The organism is Nocardiopsis sp. TRM 82005, from assembly GCF_056312425.1.
Genome location: NZ_JBWDTQ010000036.1, coordinates 45,149 through 61,264, shown reverse-complemented (window position 1 = coordinate 61,264; position 16,116 = coordinate 45,149). Strand labels below are relative to the sequence as shown.

Here is a 16,116-nt window from a genome sequence, read left to right as displayed (position 1 = left end):
CAAACGTGCTGTGACTCTGACAGAACACAGAAACCGGACAGGTTAAACGACAAGCTGAGAGCATGTTTGAGAAGGGTGAGTAACGGTCCGGGCACTTCGCCCGCCCCGCCTCCTGCAGGTCGCGAGCATGATCACCATGCCGCGACGCCTGACCTACCCCTTGGATCTGACTGATGATCAGTGGGCCCTGATCGAATCTCTCCTCCCACCGGTGAACACCGGAGGACGTCCGGAGAAGCATCCCCGCCGTGATGTGGTGGACGCGATCTTGTACGTGGTGCGCACCGGCTGCTCCTGGCGGCACCTGCCCGTGGACTTCCCGCCCTGGCAGACCGTGTACTGGCACTTCTCCCGATAGGAGGAAGCCAAGGTCACCGAGCAGGTCATGGCCCTGCTGCACCGCCGGGTGCGCATCGCTCAAGGGCGTGGGAGCGAGTGTTTCGTGCCGGATGTGATGAAGGCTGTGGTGTGTGTCGGGATCGCCTCCCGTCACTCTCATGAACCGAGCAGTCGTCGCCCTCGATCTCTCGGCACGGGTTGGAGGCGATGCTGGGCCACGCCAGCATCGTGCTGACCGGGGACACCTACGCCAGTACCTTCCGGAGGGGACGCCCCGCAGGCCTTGGCTCCGGTCGGCGTTTTCGTCCAGGTCTCCCCGCGCACACGGGGATGAGGTCCTACGCTGTTGGGGTTAGCGGTAGGGGGACCAGCGGGTGGTGAGGTCGCCGTTGCGGAAGCTGTCGAACCGGTGCCGCCACTGGTCCTTGAGCCCCGGGTTGGTGTTGAGTACCGGCAGAACGCTGGTGACGAGCTTGAGCTCACGGACCTCGCGCAGCAGGGAGAAACCGGGCCAGGCCAGTACGTCGAAACCGTACTCGGCGGCGAGCGGTGTGTGCGGGTCCTCCGCGTAGTCCATACGGACCTTGCCCACCGCGGCCGGCACCAGGTCCCACTCGCGCGGGCCATGGCTGAGGCTGTCGAAGTCGCAGATCACTGGACCGTCGGGCCCCTGGATGAGGTTGCCCAGGAACGGGTCGCCGTGAATGACCCCGGACGGCAGCTCGAAGTCGAGCTCCTTGACCGCGGTTTCGAGCTGGACCGTGCGGGCTTGGAGGAAGTCGCGCTCCGGGTCAGTGATGCCCTCGGCGTCGTTGATGCGGCTGCGGATACGGGAGAACGGCTCCCACGAGGGGAGGTCGAAGTCCGGCTCGGGGAGTGTGTGGATGCGACGGAGGATTGTGCCCAGGTCTCGTCCTGTGGGCCGGGGCCCGGTGGAGGGCACCAGGTGCCAGAAGGTGGCCACCGCCCCGTCGCAGTGCAGGGGCTGGGGGATGCCCTCGACCAGGCGGACCGTGGGGGCGTCGTGTTCGGCGAGCCATCGGGCTGCGCCGATGACGACGGGGACGCGTTCGGCGACGGTCTTCGAGCCCGCGATCCTGATGACCAGGCCGACGTTCTCGAGCCGGTAGACCGCGTTGTTGGTGAACTTGATCAGCTCGGCGTTCTTCGCGGCGCCGGCTCCTAGGCCTGCCTGCTGGCACAGCTGGGACAGGATGTGCTGGGCACGTTGGGCGGTAAGGGCGAACCGGTGGCTGGTGGAGGAGGAGCCGGTTGTGGTCATGATGAGCGCAGGGTAGCAATCTCGTTGGCCAGATCCGCGCACTCGCCCCGGGATCGGTGCCGGGAAGCGGCTTTCTGGAGGGGTTCCAGGCGGTCTATGACGCGGACTGAGCGGATCTGGCGGGCCAGGTTGACCGCTTGGAAGCCGATGTGGGCGCCTTGGTCGGCGTCGCCGTTGACGATGTGTGCGGTGGCCAGAGCGCTCAGCTCGAAGGCCTGGCTCCTGCCCATGCCCGCACCGCGTGAGTCGATGGCCCTGTACAGGTGGTCGGTCGCCGCGTTGTAGGACCTCGAAGCGGGGACGGGCAGGGCGGCGTGGATGACGCCCGACAGGGCGTCGAGGTCGGCCTCGTAGAAGAACCTCACCCACGGGTCCGCAGGTTTCTGCGCCCTGGCGAAGGCGTCGTAGGCCCTGGCGAGGGACTCCCCGGACCGCTTGCCGTCACCGAGGACGGCATAGGCCCACGCCACGTTCGCACACATCAGGGCCACGGTCCGTTCGCACCCGGAGTCCTGGGCGGCGATCTGCCCCAACTGGAGGAAGCGGAGGGCTTGGGGTGCGTGCCCGCGGTGCAGATGGAGCCTGCCCATCCGGTACAGCACGTTGGCGGACAGGGAGGGCTCCTCGATGTCCAACGCGAGACCGTCCGAACACCTCGCCCGACTGCTCGCCGCGCACCGAGAAAAGATCGGAAACCGCTCCAGTACCCGCTCCCTAGGCCCCTTCGATCGGGCCGTACTCATCCTGCGCTGGTTCCTGGACGCGACCCGCGCTGCCCGACTCGCCACAGACAACGGCATCGGAAAAGCACCGTCTACGCCTACCTGCACGAGGACATCGACGTCCTGGCCTCCCAGGCCCCCGACTTGAACACCGCGCTGGCACGGGCTCGCAAGGGCGGGCACGCCCACCTGAACCTGGATGGCACCCTGGTCCGCACCGGCCGGGTCGGTCCCCCCGGCCCAACAGCGCCGACCTTTGGTGTTCGGGCAAGCACAAGTAGCACGGCGGCAACATCCAGGTGGTCTCCACACCCGACGGGTGGTCGCTGTGGACCTCGGATGTGCGACCCGGGCGCGAGCACGGCACCACCTGCGCCAGGAGCGCCGAGGGTCTCCCGCCCGCTTCGGAAACGCTGGCCGCCGAGCACGGCACCGTGACCCTCACCGACCTGGGCTACGTCAACCTCAGCCCCGCGATGTGCATTCCCATCAAGGAGGCCCCAAGCCGGACGCTGACCGAGGCGCGGAAGGCCTACAACCAACTCATCCGCGGGATCCACGGCCTCAGCGAGCGCGCGAACGCACTGCTGAAGAACTACAAGGCCCTGCGCAGGGTCAGCCTCGACCCCTGGCGAATCGGCGCAGTCGTCCAGGCCGCTCTGGTCTTGCTGTACCTGGAACACGACAGGACAGCTTGAACCAAATATCACACTACGTAGTGACTTCTTACCCGGAAAGGCTCAGTGGCGGAATCAGCCCCGGCTGCGCCACGTGCTCATACAGCGGTTCCCCGGTCTTCTCCTTCATGTCGGCGCCACTGCGTTCTTCTGGGATCAGGCGCTGGGGCGTGTCTCATACCGGACAAGCGCGTCACGAAGCACGTCAGCGATCGTGACCCCTTCGAGCTCCTCAGACAGCGCCCGTTGCGCGGCACGATAGGTGTTTGTGAGCACGTCGTGGATGCCGTAGCCCACGTAGCACTCCGCGTCGGGCGGGGCTGACGGAAGCGCGAAGATCTCCCCCTCGCCCACTGCACGGTAGACGTCCAGCAGGGTGATGCGCGCCGCGTCACGCGTCAGCCGCCAGCCGGTCGATCGGCCACGGCTTCCGTCGACCAGGCCGGCGGCCTTGAGCTGGCTGAGCGCGCGGCGAATGACGACGGGGTTGGTATTGACGCTGGTGGCGATCCGTTCGGAGGTCGCGACCTCCTTGTCGGTACCGCGGCGGTCGTAGGCGATCCAGACGAGGACATGGACGGCCACGCTCATCTTGCTGTTCGCACTCATGAGCCGCCTCTCCGATTTGACGTAACTGGGTTGGTTACATATCTTACCATGTAACAAACACAGTTACATTAAGTTCGCGGGTATCCCGCAGAAGGAGCCAGCCGTGGGTCAGGCACTTGAAGGGAAGCGGGCACTCGTCGCGGGCGGGGCGCGCGGAATCGGCGCCGCCATCGTCAAGCAGCTCGCAGAGGCGGGCGCGGAGGTGACCTTCACGTACGCCTCCGCGCGGGATGCCGCCGGACAGCTCGCAGAAGGAATCGGGGCGACCGGCGGGCGTGCTCGAGGAGTGGCCGTCGACAGCGCCGATCGCCGGCAGCTGCGCAGCCTCGTCGAGGACACTGCCTCGTCCGGCGCACTGGACATCGTGGTGGCGAACGCCGGAGGCGGAGTTCTCAGGCCGCTGGGCGAGCTCGATGATGCCGCGATCGACCGGATGGTCGATGTGAATATCCGGGGCACCGTGGACCTCATTCGCTTCGCGATCCCTCACCTTCGGCGTGGTGGCCGGGTCGTGACCATCGGCAGCGTCAGCTCTCACTACATGCCCGACGACGGCTCATCGATCTATGGCATGACCAAAGGGGCTGTGGCGAGCCTGGTTCAGGGCCTCGCGCGTGAGCTCGGACCTCAGGGGATCACGGTGAACAACGTCCAGCCTGGACCGGTCGACACGGACGCGAACCCCGCGGACGGCCCCGCCGGCGACACGTTGCGGTCGCTGATCCCGCTGGGCCGGTTCGGCACGACCGATGAGGTCGCCTCCCTGGTGGCATACCTCGCCAGCGATGCCGCCGGACTGATCAACGGGGCATCGATCGATATCGATGGTGGCTACAGCTCCTGACCGCGGCACACACGGACCATGTCAGATGAAAGGAATCATGGACAAGCCAGTACTAATCTACGGAGCGACGGGGTATACCGGTCGCCTCATCGCCACGCACGCCCGAGAGCGAGGACTCAGCATCATCGTCGCCGGGCGGAGCCCCGAGCGTGTGGGTGAGCTCTCCGAGGAACTCGGGGTGCCGGGTCGCGTCTTCGGCCTCGAAGACCCCGCGCGAGTCGTGAAAGGCTTGGACAGGGTCGCGGGTGTTCTCAACGTCGCGGGTCCTTTCCGCGACACCGCCGAGGTGCTCATGCGTGCCGGGATCCAGGCCGGCGTCCACTACCTCGACACGACCGCCGAGTTCTCGACCTACGGACTGGCCGAGTCGGTGGGCGCTGACGCCGAGCGCGCTGGGGTCATGGTCATGTCCGGCGTCGGGTGGGATGTCGTCCCGACGGACTCGCTCGCGGTCCATACCGCCGCCCGCGTCGCAAACCCCGAGCGGATCGCGATCGCACTGCGGATCACCGGCGGGTTCTCACGCGGCTCCCTCGCGAGCGCGGCAGGCATCGGTGATCTCGGCTCTCTGGTCCGTGATGCCGGGCAGCTTGTCAAGCTGCCCGCGCCCGAGACGCGCGTCTTCGATCTGGGCCACGGTGAGGAGGAATACACGCTGGCGCCCATGGGTGACCTGATCACCGCCCAGCGTTCCACCGGCATCGCGAATATCCGTGTCTACATGCGCACAGACGCCGGCGCCCTTCCCTCCGCGGATGACGACAAGGTCGGCCCGACAGCAGAGGAGCGCGCTCAGGGGCGCTACGAGGCACTGGCCGAAGTGACTGGGCAGGACGGGCAAGTAGCACGGTCGGTCATCAGCACGCCCACCGGTTACACCTTCACCCAGCACAGCTCTGTCGAGGTCGCCCGCCGTGTCGCGGCCGGCGACTACACCGTCGGCTTCCAGAGCCCCGCGTCTGCATACGGGGCATTGGCAACGTCGGTCGCAGACACCCGGATCACCGATCTGTGAAGGCGATCGCCTCGCCACAGGGATTCCCGGTGTCTGTCTGTTTCCCGACAGCCCCACCACCGATTCCCGTCCCGTCACCTCGAAGGAGAACACTCATGCCTGATTCCACGCCGCCGCTCGCCGCCGCCCGCGAGCAAGCACTCGCCGTCCGCTCCCTCTACGAGATCCTGGAGAAGCGGTTCAACGGGAAGACATGGTCGTTGCACGAGCTGCAGATCGGCTTCGCCAACGACGTCGGCTACATCGGGCGCCTGCTGCTCGCCAACGACGGCACCTGGGGCATCGACGGCGACCCGCGCGCCGAGCTGGAGCACAAGCTCGCCGAGTCGATGTGGTGGACCTTCGTCCTGGCCGACAAGCTCGGCATCGACATCGACGAGGCCTTCACCCAGACCATGGACCGGATCCGTGCCGGCCTGGAAGCCACCATCGCCCGCACAGCCCCCGCCGCGTCCGAGCGCGGCTGACCGACCGAGACACACCGCCAGGAGCAGCCATGCCCACCGCACAGCCCGCCGAGCACCTGCACGCCGCCGACGACCCCGAGTACGTGCGGACACCTCCAGTGACCTATGTCTCTGTCTCGGGCGACGGGGCGCCGGGGACCGACGAGTTCTATCGTAAGAAGGCCCTCGTGTCCGACACCGCCGCGGAGCTGAACAACGCCGGGTCCGCGCCGGTGGTGGAGATCCAGTACTGGTACCCGGAGGGGTCAGCCGCAGTGGAGATCGCCGACTTCTACAGCGTCAACCCGGTCCCGTCGCTGCTCTACCGGGTCCTCTCCCAGGTCCCCGCAGACACCGTCCAGACGGATGTCGACGCCGCCAGAGCCCGGACGGCGAGTGCCGCGAACACGGCGTCCGACGAGGTGGCTTTGTGTTCCCTCCCCGAGCAGGACGTCGTGCAGGTCATGCACCACGGCCCGTTCGCCGAAGAGTTCGCCACTCTCGAACGACTCGGTGACTACGCCCGACGACGCGGCGTCCGTCGCAGCGGACCTCACCACGAGATCCATCTCGACGCCTTCGCGCGCAGCACACCGCAGGACACCCTGCGCACGATCCTGCGCGACCCCGTCGCGTGAACAGGCCAGCCCGTGTGGGCGGCCCTGCCGAGCGGTGGTCTCCTACAGCACGAGACAGGAGGTACCGCACCCTGGTTGAGCCGCGACGAACGCGGACGGCGTGCTGAAACGGGGGTGTCCCGGCGCGGGCCCGTAGGGTCACGGGACGGCAAAGTGCTCCGGAGGTGGGTGCCCACCTGTACTGGGCCTTGCGCTGGGGAGCACATACGGAGCATTTCAGGCCCGGATCCGGCCCGCGCGTCTCGTCTGTTCGACTCGCGCACCCCGTCTGACCTGGGGGTTTTGTGGCGCACCCGGCAGGATTCGAACCTGCGGCCATCGGATTAGAAGAGGCCACCGGGCTGTGGTCTGCATCTTCAGGACGCAGAAGACTCACTCCTGTGGGCGGGTAACGTCCAGGGGCCGGAGAGGGTCTGGGATCGCCAAGGTGCCGTGGTGGTCGGGATGGGAGGCGTTGTGTCGTGGGTCGGTCGGATCGCCGACGCTGTCGAGTGGCGGTCGATAGACGTCGAGATCGCGTGGGAGGTGATCGAGGCGCGCTTGGGCACGGCGCTTCCCGCTGACTACAAGGAGCTCTGCCGGTGCTTCGGTGTGGGGGAGTTTAACGAGTATGTGCATGTGTACGGTGCGCCGGGAGGCGCCGACTCGCAGGTGGCGGACAAATTGGCGTCGTTGTGGCGGACACTGGAGACACATCCGATCACGCGGGACGCCTTCGATCCGTACGGTCTCTACCGTCCGGGTGGGGCGGGCCTGATTCCCTGGGCCATGTCGGTGACAGCCGTCGAGTTCTACTGGGCCGCCGACACCGAGGTGCCGCCGGAGGAGTGGCCGGTGGTGGCGCGGACCGAGGTCGACCCCTGGCAGCGCTTGCCGATGTCGGCCTCGGAGTGCCTGTTCCGCGTCTTGTCCGATGTCACCTTCGAGGAGTTCACCATCGCCGACCTGGTAGAGCGTCCGTCCTTCACGCCGTACACGATGTAATCCCGGGCATCCACCGTGCCCGTGCACGGTGACTTCTCTCAGCCGGGGCCGGCTTCTCTCCCTGAGTACGTGGCTGGTGGTCGACTGAGAGTTCATTTCATTTGGTGAGGCGGCGGTAGTAGATCAGTGTCGTTGTCTCGTGCTGGGGTGCTGGAGGCCCTGGCGGATGCCGGGATCGCCTCCCGTCACCCGGGAAGTGGAGAGCGACCCTGAAGGTCACTCACCCGTGGACACGGGGCATCGCTTCTATCCCGTTCTGGGGCGGACACTGATTGTGGGGGTGTTCGTCGTGTCTGGATCGGGTTTGGTGTACAAGCGGTGCGGGTGTCGTGGTGTGAGGGGTGTGAAGGCTCGGGAGGGCCGGTGCCCTGGGCTGGCCAGGCGAGGGCATGGGAGTTGGTACTTCGCGCTGGAGCTGGACCATGCCCCGGGCGCTCGGCGTCGGGTGCGTCGGGGTGGATTCGTGTCCCGGGAAGCGGCCCGCGAGGGTTTGCGCCGGGAGCGGGAGCTCGAGGGCGGTGATGCCGATCCGGCGGTGTTGACGGTGGGGGCGTGGCTGGAGCACTGGTTGGCCACCCGTACCGGGCTGCGGCCGTTGACCCGGACGAGTTACGCCGAGCACATCCACTGCCATCTGCAACCCCACCTGGGTGATTTGGTTCTGGAGGAGCTGACGCCTACCACAGTGGCGCAGGTCTTCGTCTCCATTTCCCGGCACAGGTCGCCTGCGGGCGTGCTGTTGTCGGCGGCGACGGTGCAGCGGGTGCGGGCCACGTTGCGGGCGGCGCTGAACACCGCGGTGCGGGAGGGGTTGTTGGCCTCGAACCCGGCCAAGGGGTTGCGGTTGGAGGGCGACCGTGCGATGCGGCCGGTGGTGTGGACCGATCAGGCCGTCGCGGACTGGCGTAACGGTGGGGTGCGGCCGGTGGTGGCGGTGTGGACGGTGGAGCAGACCCGCGCGTTTTTGGACCACGTGTCCCAGGACCGGTTGTACGGGTTGTTTCACCTGGCGGTGATGACGGGGCTGCGCCGGGGCGAGATCGTGGGGCTGCGCTGGCCCGACATCGATCTGGTGCGGGGGACGGTGCGGGTGGAGCGCCAACTGCAGTCCCACCAGGGAAGGTTGGTGGAGCTGGCTCCCAAGAGCGCGGCGAGTCGACGGGTGGTGTCGGTGGACCACACCACCTTGGGGGTGTTGCGCCGCCACCAGTGGCACCAGCAGCAGGAAGCGCAGGATCAGGGGCGGGTGTGGGAGCCGCGGGGGTTCGTCTTCACCGCCCTGCGGGGTGGCGCGTTGGCGCCTGAACGGTTGTCGCGCCTGTTTCGGAAGCTGAACACCTCCAGCGGGTTGCCGCCGGTGCGGTTGCATGATCTACGCCATGGGGCGGCGACGTTGGCGTTGGCGGCGGGGGTGGAGCTGAAGGTGGTCCAGGCGATGCTCGGGCACGCGAGCATCGTGTTGACGGCGGATACCTATTCCACGGTGTTGCCGCAGGTGGCGCGTGAGGCGGCGGAGCGCACGGCGTGGCTGGTGTTGCGCGACTCCGGTAGGGCTCATCGGCGGGGGAGTGTACGAAGGGTGCGTCGGGGGCTGGCCCCATCTCGGCCCCATCCTGGCCCCATTAGTTTTGGGGAACGTCTGAGGTGACGCGATGAGGTCCGTCTGACCTGGGGTTTTGTGGCGCACCCGGCAGGATTCGAACCTGCGACCGTCGGATTAGAAGTCCGGTGATCTGGTGCCGCCCCATGTCATTTCATGCCGTTTCGTGTCACCCCATCCGATCCGTCGTGTCGTCTGAGGCCGCATGATGCCGTCGGGTGTCGTGTCAGTACGGAACTGCGGAGCACAAACGGAGCACGAACCGGGGGTGTGTGGCGTCCGATGGCACCTCACGAGATTCTCGGCGTCGGCGTGTTGATCTGGGGCTGTGGCTTTCGAGCGGATCGCTCGGTACACCACATCCACTGGTGAACCCTTGTCCGCAGCGACGACCCAGTGGATCCGCGCCGCACTGCGAAGCGGCTTTGAACACTGGCATCCGCGAGCGGTTGCTGTCTCTGCTGTTTTACCGCGCCCGTCTGCTGCTGTCACACCGCCCCTGAGCCTGCCTGCAGCATTCGTGCCTACTGTTCCGTCCTCCTGGGCGGAGGTCCGTGTCGGCCTCTTTACACGGTGTGACCCTCCGGTTTGGGGATCATGATTAAGGACCTTTGGCCGTACCATGAATAAGAATCCTATGTTATCTATTTGGAAGGAGTGTCATGTCCGACAGCGAAACGCCCAAGGTGGGTCATATGGGAAGTTTAGGGGTACGGCGAGCGTCGCGTGCCCAAGACGCGGTTAGGCTGCTGTTTCTTCTCGATCGTTGTGGAATTCCATGCGATGGATCATCAAGCGATTGTATTCCTAAAGAAGCTGTTTCCGTGGTCAAGGGGCAGAAGAGACTGCAGGCGCTGGACTTCTGGTTGAGAAACCCGGACTATCTAGCGGATGAACTGTTGACTCAAATCGAGTCGGGGAGAACAGATGATCCGGCTGCGGCGCTTGTGCAGGCACGGACCCTCTTGCAGGGTGACGAACCCGATATCTCTCGTTACCCGATGGTCCGGTGGCGATTCGGGGCGTGGGAGGCACTCGACGATGCCCTTTCACTTCTGGTCGCTCATGGTCTGGCAGTGGTGAAGGCAGTGGGCGAGCCGCCCACGAAGATCGACCGTTGGGACTATTACCTGTCAGGACCGGGCCGCGCCATGGCCAACCAACTCCGTTCGGACGCCCCGGATCTGGTCTGGTACGACGAACGGGCGAGTGTGGTGCTCACGGTGGCAGGCCAACGTTCGGGAACCCAACTGAAAGACGCGCAGTATCAACAGGCCGAATACGAACGAACCGTGTGGAGGTCGAGTATCAGCGGCATCACCGATCGAGTGAGAGAGCGTTTGGAAAAGATGACCGCTCAGGGTTGGGAGGCAGCAGGGTGAGCGAGTTTCTGCAGGCCGTGGCCAACCGTGTCGAGCTCGACGTCGAGAACGTGGACGAGGTTCTGACGCGGTACGGAGTGCGCGAGAGCGGGGTCCTACCACGACCTCACAAGCTCCTGGTGAGGCGTGTGCAATTCTCAGGGGAGAAAACGGGAAATTCGACGGGATCCGTCGACTTCTCTTGGGATGTGGGCGAAGGCTTGTGGTGTGTGACCGCCGACAACTTGAAGGGTAAGAGCAGCATCCTAGAGATCATCTGGTGGTGTCTGCGAGGATCGGACAATCTGCAGAACGATGTGCGCAGATGGTTGCACAGAGTGCGTCTGAACGCGGAGATCGACGGAGAACCCTTCCAAGTCAGCGTAGACATCACCGACGGACAGCTCGTCGGGGAACTGGCCGTCGGCCACAGCAGCCTTCCCATCGCCTTCACGGGTGATACGGAGTTCGCTTCGGTGATGGGCCAGTTCATGATGGGCCGTCTCGGGTTGGAGCCCCTGCGAAGCTGGCGCAAGGGAGAACCGCACACCACCAGTGATTCCCCGGACACGGCCGCGGAACATGCGGACGGCCAGGTGGTAATCACCTCCTGGCCGGCATTCAGCCACGCGCTCCTGTGTCGCAACCGTGAGAATGATGCGCTGTTGGGGCAGACCGCAGGGGGCGGGACGATGGTCAGCCTCCTGCAGATGTATGTGGGGCTGCCATGGACGACCACACGCAGGGACACCCAGACGGCCCTGTCCATGGCCAAGCAATCCCGCAGAGGTGAGCGACGCCGAGCCCAACAGGACCTGCAGGCCCGCAGCACCTCGCTCGAGGAGCTGCGGGACCAGTTAGTCCGCGCGAGGGAGACGGTGACCCAAGCCGGAGCGGCACCAACTCTGCAGGAAGCCACTCATGCGGTAGAAAAGGCCGCTGCGGATCTGAACAAGTCGACGGCCAGGCACTCCGCTCTAGTGGAGCGGATGCGTCAGACCCGGCGAAGTGAAGAAGAATTGCGGGAGGCACTGGTCGCGGACCAGTCACGCCTGAGGGATCTTCGTGAGACGGCGGCGGCGGAGCGTTTCTTCGGAGCGCTCGCACCAACATGTTGTCCGCGCTGCTCGACCGCCTTGACTGAGCTTCCCCACGCGGATCTGGGTGATCAGCATTGCGGTATCTGCGGTTCGGCTCCCACGGAGGCATCACACGAGCCCGCGGCGATCGCCCAACTCACCGAATCGATCGAGGTCCTCGAGCAAAGCCACCGGAAGGCGGGGCAGGCCACACGAGAGGTCGAAACTGCGGTCACCACAGCAGAGCATGCCATGGAAGCGGCGCGCACCGCCCTCACCTCAGCGCAGGCCTCAGTACCGGAGGAATCCGCGCTGCGCGCGCATCTGGAGCTGGCCAGACTCGAAGGACGGATCGAGGAACGCAAAGACGCCGAACGACGCGCGGCACGCCCCGAGAACGCCTCACGGGAAGAGCGTATCCTCCAGGCTGCGGAAAAGGAGGCCGACAAACGTGCCAAGTCCGCTACCTCTCAGCTCTTGGAGGATGTCAGCAAGGAGATCTGTCGGCTCGCCGTCCGCTTGGGAGCTTCTGAGATCCAGAACATCAAACTCAGTGGCAACGGCTCCATGAAGGTGTGGAAGGGAGACTCCGACACCACCTTCACCAAGGTCACCGCAGGAGAGCAGGTACGGCTTCGGATCGCCACCCTCTTGGCCTTGCTGAGGATCGGGCAGCAGTCCGGAGTCGGGCGCCATCCCGGTCTGCTCCTCCTGGATTCCCCTGGTGCGCAGGAATCCATCGACGTCGACCTTGCCGAGGTTCTCAGTCAACTTCATGGCATCTGTGAGGAGACGCCTGACCTGCAAGTGATCACCGCGACCGCCAAACGCGACGTGGCCGTCAACGTGATCCCCGAACATCGCATCAAAGCCGCTGCCCCGGGCAGACCAGTGTGGTGAACGTCTGTTAGGAAGAGGCAACCGATCCACCAACCAGGCTCTCGAGAAAGGACACCACCTTGACCCGACTCGAGATGCTGCTGTTGAAGGAGGGGCAGCCGCCGACGCTTGACGAGCTGGGCGGCGAGTCGGCCCTCTGGGAGAACGCGGATACCCTCGTCGACTCTCCCTGGTGGTTCCGAGCCGCCGAGACCATGCTCGCCGAGTGGGACGCCCTGCAGGACCCTGAACGCGCGGTGTCCTTCATCAACCAAGCGTTGGCATCCACCGACAAACCGGCTGTCGCCGACGACATCCTCGATCGGTTGGTCGAGCACCGCGGATATCTGCGGGGTACGGCGTCTCACCTCAACAAACTCGCCCTGCAACGCACCGACCACCGTGATACACCCCTCGACGCCGAACTCGCGGGGGTATTCCTCGAGGCATCGTTGCGCCTGGTGTTGTCCGGTAGTATCAGTCGCTACGGTCTCTTCTCCTGCCTTGTGGACCCGCAAGCCCCCGCAGCGCCATCTTCTTATGCCAGAAAAGTGGTGCGTGCCCTGGGTGCCGCCTATGAGCATTGGCGCGAGGATGAGCTTTTCTTAGCCTTGGAACAGTTCGTGAACACCGATGTTCACGGAGATGCGGTCTACGAAATGGCGATGTGCCGTCTGGCGGATGCGGCTAACGCCCCAGACCGCGACTCGCTCGTTCGAGATTTCTGTTCCGCCCAGGAGCTGTTGTCACAAGCTGTCAAAGCGGATGAGGACCGTACCGACGCTACCGCCTTCCTCGCCGCGATCGAAGCCTTCCTCGCTTTCGAAACCGGGCAGAGTGCGTCTTTGCATAAGGCGGCTAATCAATTGCGCCGTGCCACCACAGAACGCTCTCTGTGGTTGATGGGAGCGCGCACCCATTGGCGGGCTGGCCGGTACGATACCGAGGCTTCCTGGTACGAACTGGCGCTCGACCTTGAGCAAGCCGATCAGTACCTGGATCAACCGGTGACCGTGTGGCCGAACCAAACCATCCAACACATCCTGACTGTCTACACCGCGCACCGCAGCGTCCGTCTCCAGGACCCTCAGAACGCATTGGGGGCCCAGATCCTCGTCGCTCCGCGTATCGAGGACGCCTTCGCCTCACGTCAAGGCCTGCTACTTCAACTTCGCGGCCTTATTGCTGATGCGCCCGAAGACTGGGATAATCGGTCAGCTGAACGACTGCTTCAAGCCGTGGATGACCGCCTGTGTTCCGGAGAACCTGTACCACGGGAAGCAGCGAACCCGGGAAAAGTTCACCAGGCGCCCAACTCCCAGTTGGTCGCCGCTCTTGGCGCCAATGCTCTCGATGAAGTTCCTCGGGAACTCATCGATTTCCTCTCGGAAAGAATTCTTAGAACCGAGAGTCATGTAGAACCCAGATTGCCGATAGTCCAACAGCAGATTTTCGGTGATGTTGTCAGGGTGTTGGAAGATTGTACTGACTTCAGGATAGTCGAGGTTCGCCGAGATTTTATTCGTCTCATTACCCTGTTGATTCGTTTCTTGGCGAACAGAACTAACAGAGGGCGTGCTCATCATGGACGTGCTTTTTCTTATCTCTTCTCGCCAGGGCCGGGGCAGGATCTCCCCTTGGAGAGCGCCCTCCAAGACGATCTTCTTGACTACCTCGATAGTCATTCGGAGGATGTTAATGTTGAGATTCCTGATCGCAGTGGTGGGCGCGCGGATATCGAAGTTCGACTATCACGATGTGCGGTGATCATCGAGTGTAAGCGAACCAGAGGGAAAATTAGTAGAGAAGGGCTCAGTCGCTATCTAGGGCAGACGGCGGCCTATCAGTCCGCCAACGTAGCCCTGGGGGTTCTCGCCGTTCTCGACCTCACGCCCAAAAAGAATTGGATTCCCCATATTCGTGATGGTATGTGGGCGGTGCGGGTCAAGGCGCCTGATATCGAACAGGAGGACCGTTGGGTGGTCGTGGTCAGGGTCCCCGGGAACAGAGAAACGCCCCACGAGATGTGACGACCCAACTGGAGCGATCACCTCATCGAAGAGACGCCATGAACATCACAAGCACTCGATTGGATCGGTGAATTACGCAGGTGACGGTCCTTTCCTAGCGCCCTATCTTGTGCCGGTGGTGTTGGAGGTGTCGGTGTGTGTCGGGATCGCCTCCCGTCACTCCCGCGCAGCAAGGCGGCTGTTGAAGGCGATGTTGGGTCCGGCCGGCATTGTGTCGCGGGAGGCGGCACGGTAGGCGACTGAGCGGACGGCCTGGCTGGTGCTGCGGGACGTCGGGAGGACCCGGCGGCACGGGCGGGGACGGGGCGTGATCAGGGAGCTGGTCCCATCTCGGTCCCACCCTGGTCCCATCAGTGCGGCGACTTCTCTAAGATGAGGTCGCGCACCTCGTTTGACCTGGGGTTTTGTGGCGCACCCGGCAGGATTCGAACCTGCGGCCATCGGATTAGAAGGCTTTCGTGTCTCTACGTGCCACACGGTGTCGTTTCGTCCCTATCTATCCGATCACCGCCATCGTTTCGTGTCAAGAGGTGCCGCCCGGTGTCGTGCCAGTCCGGAACTGCGGAGCATAATCGGAGCACACACAGGCCCCTGGTGGCATCCGATGGCACCTCGCGAGGTTCGCGTCTGTCACAAGCCACCTCTAGCCTGCCGGTTAGATACTCTTCACCGCTCCCTCGAGAGACGAGCAGCGTTCAACTCTGTGCAGCCACGTTGCGGTCGGTCGGGCCTTCATCACTTCTGTGGGGGATGGCAAGATCGAGAGTGGTGCCTCTGAGGCTTTGGTGGACGTGCCTTCATCGCCGAGGACGAACTTTGCTCAGCGAGGTGGTTTTCAGCGACTCGCCGGGCTCGGCTGCACTACCGGAGGTTTGCTGAAAAATGGGTCTGATATGGCTGGCCTAAGACCGGTGTGGCCTGCGGCTTTACCCTCGGGCCTTCATCGCCCCTGCGAGGGGTAGCAACAGGGTCCCCGACGTGGACCCCAGCGCGAGCAACAAGCCTTCATCGCCCCTGCGAGGGGTAGCAACGCCCACTCCGACGCCAGGCGGGTGGCCCTGTGCTTGGCCTTCATCGCCCCTGCGAGGGGTAGCAACGTGGACTGGTTGGCCTTGAACCCCTCGGGGTGGACGCCTTCATCGCCCCTGCGAGGGGTAGCAACATGAGTTCCTGTTGGAGGGTGGCGACGGCGGTGCCCGCCTTCATCGCCCCTGCGAGGGGTAGCAACTAGAACCGCTGGGTGGCTGGCACCATCCGGGCCGGGCCTTCATCGCCCCTGCGAGGGGTAGCAACCGGGCCGGCGCACCGACGACCTGGTGCACACCGAGGCCTTCATCGCCCCTGCGAGGGGTAGCAACGTCACCTCCGAGCTGGCCGTGCTGCGGGACCTGGGGCCTTCATCGCCCCTGCGAGGGGTAGCAACGTCTCGACCTGGCCGCCGGGCCACCGGGCAAGCGGCCTTCATCGCCCCTGCGAGGGGTAGCAACCCCTCGGCGAGCAGGATGGGCAGCAGCACCGTCGCGCCTTCATCGCCCCTGCGAGGGGTAGCAACAGCCCCTCGGGCGGGTCGACGTCGACCACGGCGAGGCCTTCATCGCCCCTGCGAGGGGT

General features: G+C 64.8%; 12 protein-coding genes, 2 pseudogenes and 1 CRISPR repeat array (1 of these 15 running past the window's edge). Of the genes and pseudogenes, 11 read left to right on the top strand and 3 right to left on the bottom strand.

The genetic code is table 11. The annotated features are described in order from the left end of the window. Window positions 1-142: 142 nt before the first annotated feature. Window positions 143-355 (top strand): annotated as a pseudogene (locus tag AC0T5L_RS24795) (transposase); the annotation flags it as partial. 336 nt (window positions 356-691) lie between these two features. Here the strand turns inward: AC0T5L_RS24795 and AC0T5L_RS24790 are convergent. Both AC0T5L_RS24790 and AC0T5L_RS24785 read right to left on the bottom strand, forming a co-directional pair. Beyond that, a complete protein-coding gene (locus AC0T5L_RS24790) occupies window positions 692-1,621 on the bottom strand; it encodes an aminoglycoside phosphotransferase family protein (protein WP_476167899.1) in 930 nt (309 codons plus the stop codon). Next, on the bottom strand, window positions 1,618-2,256 hold the full coding sequence (locus tag AC0T5L_RS24785) for a hypothetical protein (RefSeq protein ID WP_476167898.1): 639 nt from the start codon (window positions 2,254-2,256) through the stop codon (window positions 1,618-1,620). Before AC0T5L_RS24785 ends, AC0T5L_RS24790 begins: the two co-directional genes overlap by 4 nt. On the opposite strand from AC0T5L_RS24785, the pseudogene AC0T5L_RS24780 reads away from it, so the two are divergent. After that, window positions 2,249-3,041: pseudogene (locus tag AC0T5L_RS24780) on the top strand (transposase family protein). The gene AC0T5L_RS24785 and the pseudogene AC0T5L_RS24780 overlap by 8 nt on opposite strands. A gap of 135 nt (window positions 3,042-3,176) precedes the next feature. Here the strand turns inward: AC0T5L_RS24780 and AC0T5L_RS24775 are convergent. Next, on the bottom strand, window positions 3,177-3,629 hold the full coding sequence (locus AC0T5L_RS24775; protein WP_476167897.1) for an Rrf2 family transcriptional regulator: 453 nt from the start codon (window positions 3,627-3,629) through the stop codon (window positions 3,177-3,179). Window positions 3,630-3,732: 103 nt separating this feature from the next. Between AC0T5L_RS24775 and AC0T5L_RS24770 the strand changes: the two genes are divergently transcribed. The 9 genes from AC0T5L_RS24770 to AC0T5L_RS24730 all read left to right on the top strand — a co-directional run bounded on the left by AC0T5L_RS24770 (window position 3,733) and on the right by AC0T5L_RS24730 (window position 14,505). Further along, on the top strand, window positions 3,733-4,473 hold the full coding sequence (locus AC0T5L_RS24770) for an SDR family NAD(P)-dependent oxidoreductase (RefSeq protein WP_476167896.1): 741 nt from the start codon (window positions 3,733-3,735) through the stop codon (window positions 4,471-4,473). 37 nt (window positions 4,474-4,510) lie between these two features. Beyond that, window positions 4,511-5,488, top strand: coding sequence for a saccharopine dehydrogenase family protein (locus tag AC0T5L_RS24765; protein ID WP_476167895.1), 978 nt, complete (start codon window positions 4,511-4,513; stop codon window positions 5,486-5,488). Window positions 5,489-5,583: 95 nt separating this feature from the next. Further along, window positions 5,584-5,955, top strand: a complete 372-nt coding sequence (locus AC0T5L_RS24760) for a nucleoside triphosphate pyrophosphohydrolase family protein (protein WP_476167894.1) — start codon at window positions 5,584-5,586, stop codon at window positions 5,953-5,955. Between the two features lie 29 nt (window positions 5,956-5,984). Continuing rightward, entirely contained in the window at window positions 5,985-6,572 is a 588-nt protein-coding gene (locus AC0T5L_RS24755) for a GyrI-like domain-containing protein (RefSeq protein ID WP_476167893.1), read from the top strand. A gap of 444 nt (window positions 6,573-7,016) precedes the next feature. Continuing rightward, window positions 7,017-7,556: an SMI1/KNR4 family protein gene (locus tag AC0T5L_RS24750; RefSeq protein WP_476167900.1), complete on the top strand. Its 540-nt coding sequence runs from the start codon at window positions 7,017-7,019 to the stop codon at window positions 7,554-7,556. 463 nt (window positions 7,557-8,019) lie between these two features. After that, window positions 8,020-9,204 (top strand): tyrosine-type recombinase/integrase, encoded by a 1,185-nt coding sequence (locus AC0T5L_RS24745; protein WP_476167892.1) that lies wholly within the window; start codon window positions 8,020-8,022, stop codon window positions 9,202-9,204. A gap of 614 nt (window positions 9,205-9,818) precedes the next feature. Further along, window positions 9,819-10,538 carry a hypothetical protein gene (locus AC0T5L_RS24740; RefSeq protein WP_476167891.1) on the top strand — a complete coding sequence of 240 codons (720 nt, stop codon included), beginning with the start codon at window positions 9,819-9,821 and terminating at the stop codon, window positions 10,536-10,538. Continuing rightward, window positions 10,535-12,496: a coiled-coil domain-containing protein gene (locus AC0T5L_RS24735; RefSeq protein ID WP_476167890.1), complete on the top strand. Its 1,962-nt coding sequence runs from the start codon at window positions 10,535-10,537 to the stop codon at window positions 12,494-12,496. The genes AC0T5L_RS24740 and AC0T5L_RS24735 overlap by 4 nt, the downstream gene beginning before the upstream one ends. Before the next feature lie 59 nt (window positions 12,497-12,555). Further along, window positions 12,556-14,505, top strand: a complete 1,950-nt coding sequence (locus AC0T5L_RS24730; protein WP_476167889.1) for a hypothetical protein — start codon at window positions 12,556-12,558, stop codon at window positions 14,503-14,505. Window positions 14,506-15,441: 936 nt separating this feature from the next. Then, a CRISPR array of direct repeats spans window positions 15,442-16,116; the repeat unit is 30 nt; unit sequence GCCTTCATCGCCCCTGCGAGGGGTAGCAAC; it runs 520 nt beyond the window's last position.

Bases quoted from the DNA above. Each gene is read 5' to 3' on its own strand.
- AC0T5L_RS24775 (WP_476167897.1), bottom strand. From the start codon at position 3,629: ATGAGTGCGAACAGCAAGATGAGCGTGGCCGTCCATGTCCTCGTCTGG.
- AC0T5L_RS24750 (WP_476167900.1), top strand. From the start codon at position 7,017: ATGGGAGGCGTTGTGTCGTGGGTCGGTCGGATCGCCGACGCTGTCGAG.
- AC0T5L_RS24760 (WP_476167894.1), top strand. From the start codon at position 5,584: ATGCCTGATTCCACGCCGCCGCTCGCCGCCGCCCGCGAGCAAGCACTC.
- AC0T5L_RS24790 (WP_476167899.1), bottom strand. From the start codon at position 1,621: ATGACCACAACCGGCTCCTCCTCCACCAGCCACCGGTTCGCCCTTACC.
- AC0T5L_RS24765 (WP_476167895.1), top strand. From the start codon at position 4,511: ATGGACAAGCCAGTACTAATCTACGGAGCGACGGGGTATACCGGTCGC.
- AC0T5L_RS24740 (WP_476167891.1), top strand. From the start codon at position 9,819: ATGTCCGACAGCGAAACGCCCAAGGTGGGTCATATGGGAAGTTTAGGG.
- AC0T5L_RS24755 (WP_476167893.1), top strand. From the start codon at position 5,985: ATGCCCACCGCACAGCCCGCCGAGCACCTGCACGCCGCCGACGACCCC.